The 2,986-nt window shown below is 75.5% G+C and carries 3 protein-coding genes; all 3 read left to right on the top strand.

What is annotated here, in order from left to right; genetic code table 11:
- The coding region (locus tag ACOJUF_RS21165; RefSeq protein WP_420123791.1) for a uroporphyrinogen-III synthase at positions 1–657 on the top strand (657 nt) is incomplete at its 5' end.
- The gene (hemB, locus tag ACOJUF_RS21160) at positions 657–1,646 is read left to right on the top strand and encodes a porphobilinogen synthase (RefSeq protein WP_420123790.1); all 990 of its coding nucleotides are present in this window, start codon (positions 657–659) and stop codon (positions 1,644–1,646) included. The genes ACOJUF_RS21165 and hemB, both read left to right, overlap by 1 nt.
- Positions 1,643–2,986, top strand: a 1,344-nt coding sequence (gene hemL, locus ACOJUF_RS21155; protein ID WP_420123789.1) for a glutamate-1-semialdehyde 2,1-aminomutase, incomplete at its 3' end; no start/stop codon positions are given. The genes hemB and hemL, both read left to right, overlap by 4 nt.

The raw sequence follows: 2,986 nt of genomic DNA, 5'->3' as shown, positions 1-2,986 counted from the left end.
GTCGCGCTGGCCCGCGGCGAGTACGCCTGGGTGGTCTTCACCTCAGTCAACGCCGTCGACGCCGTCGTGACCCGGGCCGCCGCACTGGGCGTGGGTCCGGTGCCGGCGGACCCCCGGGTCGCCGTCGTCGGGCCGGGCACGGCCCGCGCGGCGCGGGCCGCCGGGCTGCCGGTCGACCTGATCCCGGCGACCGGGGGGTCGGCGGCCGAGCTGGCCGAGGTCTTCCCGCGCGCCGCGGACGCGGGCCCCGAGGCCGGCGGACCGGCCGCGGCCCTGCTCCCCCGGTCGGTCCGGGCCCCCGACCTGCTGCCGGACGCGCTGGCCGGCAAGGGCTACCGGGTGGACGACGTCGTCGCCTACCGGACCGTGGTCCGGCCGCCCGCCCCGGTCATCGCCCGCCGGCTGGCGGCCGGCGACTTCGACGCGGTGCTGCTGACCTCACCCAGCACCGTGCAGGCGCTGGCCGGCCTGCCGGTCGCGGGCCGCACCGCGCTCGGCGCCATCGGGCGGCCCACCCGCTCCGCGGCGGCCGCCGCCGGCCGCGACATCGCCTTCGTGGCCACCGAACCCACCGGCGCGGGGCTCGTCGCCGCGCTGATCGACCACGCCACCCGTGCCCGTTGCCGCGGGCACGACGACCCGAACCGGGAGTCCTGATGTTCCCCACCGACCGTCCGCGACGGCTGCGGCGCACCCGGCCGATCCGCCGGCTCGTCGCACAGACCCGGCTGCACCCGGCCGATCTCGTGCTGCCGTTGTTCGTCAAGGAGACGCTGACCGAGCCGGTGCCGCTGACCTCCATGCCCGGGGTGCTGCAGCACACCCGGGATTCGCTGCGCCGGGCCGCGGCGGACGCGGTGGCGGCCGGCGTCGGCGGGTTGATGGTGTTCGGCGTGCCCGCGGTGCGCGACGCCGACGGCTCCCAGGCCACCGATCCGGCCGGCATCCTCAACGTCGCGCTGGCCGACCTGAGGTCCGAGGTGGGTGACGCCACCGTGCTGATGGCCGACCTGTGCCTGGACGAGTTCACCGACCACGGTCACTGCGGCGTGCTGACGCCGTCCGGGGCGGTCGACAACGACGCGACGCTGGAGCGGTACCGGGACATGGCCGTCGCGCTGGCCCGGGCGGGCAGCGACATGGTCGGCACCTCCGGGATGATGGACGGCCAGGTCGGTGCGGTGCGGGACGCCCTGGACGGGGCCGGGCTGCCCGACACCGCGGTCTTCGCCTACGGCGCCAAGTACGCATCGGCGTTCTACGGGCCGTTCCGGGAGGCGGTCGACTCGGCGTTGCAGGGCGACCGGCGGACCTACCAGCAGGACCCGGCCAATCGCCGCGAGGCGGCCCGCGAGGTCGCCCTGGACGTCGCCGAGGGGGCGGACCTGATCATGGTGAAGCCGGCCATGGCCTACCTGGACGTGGTCGCCGACGTCGCCGCGTCAACCACGGTACCGGTTGCTGCCTATCAGGTCTCGGGCGAGTACGCGATGATCGAGGCGGCCGCGGCGAACGGCTGGATCGACCGGAACCGGACGATCGCGGAGACGCTGACCGGCATCCGGCGGGCCGGGGCGCAGATCGTGCTGACCTACTGGGCGGCCGAAGTGGCGGCGGAACTGTCCGCCGGAAGGGACTTTTCATGAGCTCGGACCTGCAGAGCCAGGCCCTGTTCGAGCGGGCCCAGGCGGTCACCCCCGGCGGGGTGAACTCGCCGGTGCGGGCATTCCGGTCGGTCGGCGGCACCCCGCGGTTCATGGTGTCCGGCCAGGGCCCGCGGATCACCGACGCCGACGGGAACAGCTACGTCGACCTGGTCGGGTCGTGGGGGCCAATGATCCTGGGCCACGCCCACCCCGCGGTGCTGGAGGCGGTCACCGAGGCTGCGGTGCGGGGACTCTCGTTCGGCACACCCGGGCCCGGCGAGGTGCTGCTGGCCGAGGAGATCGTGGCCCGGGTCGGCCCGGTCGAGCAGGTGCGGCTGGTCTCCTCGGGCACCGAGGCGACGATGTCGGCGGTGCGGCTGGCCCGCGGATTCACCGGCCGGCCCAAGATCGTCAAGTTCGCCGGCTGCTACCACGGTCACGTCGACGCCCTGCTGGCCGCGGCCGGGTCGGGGGTGGCGACGTTCGCGCTGCCCGACTCCCCCGGCGTCACCGCGGCGACCACCGCCGAGGTGATCGTGCTGCCGTACAACGATCTCGACGCGGTGCGCGCCGCGTTCGCCGCCCACCCCGGCGAGATCGCCGCGATCATCGTGGAAGCCGCGGCCGCGAACATGGGCGTGGTGCCGCCGCGGCCGGGCTACACGGCCGGGCTGGCGCAGATCGCGCATGGCGACGGCGCGCTGCTCATCACCGACGAGGTGATGACCGGGTTCCGGGTCGGCCCGTCCGGGATGTACGGGCTGGACGGCGCGCTCGAGGGCTGGCAGCCGGACCTGATGACGTTCGGCAAGGTGATCGGCGGCGGCCTGCCGGTCGGTGCGTTCGGCGGCCGGGCCGACGTGATGGCCATGCTCGCCCCGAACGGGCCGGTCTACCAGGCCGGCACGCTGTCCGGGAACCCGATCGCCACGGCCGCCGGGCTGGCCACCCTGCGCAACTGCACCCCGACGGTGTACGCCCATCTGGACCGGACCGCCGGCACCGTCGGCGATCTCGTGGCGGCCGAGCTGGCCGCGGCCGGCGTGCCGCACCGGTTGCAGCGAGCCGGCACCCTGTTCTCGGTCTTCTTCGCCGAGCACGAGGTGACCAACTACGACCAGGCCCGGGGCCAATCGACGGCCGCGTTCGCGGCGTTCTTCCACGCGATGCTCGACGCCGGGGTCTACCTGCCGCCGTCGGCGTTCGAGGCCTGGTTCGTCTCCGCCGCGCACGACGATCAGGCGGTCGAGACCATCGCCGCCGCCCTGCCGGCCGCGGCCCGGGCCGCGGCCGCGGCGCTGGGCGGAGCCCGGGCCGCGGGCGGAGCGGCTGCCGGCTCG

The organism is Nakamurella sp., assembly GCF_048594475.1.
Classification (GTDB): Bacteria; Actinomycetota; Actinomycetes; order Mycobacteriales; family Nakamurellaceae; genus Nakamurella.
This window is presented reverse-complemented; position numbering and strand designations above follow the sequence as displayed.

Bases quoted from the DNA above. Each gene is read 5' to 3' on its own strand.
- hemB (WP_420123790.1), top strand. From the start codon at position 657: ATGTTCCCCACCGACCGTCCGCGACGGCTGCGGCGCACCCGGCCGATC.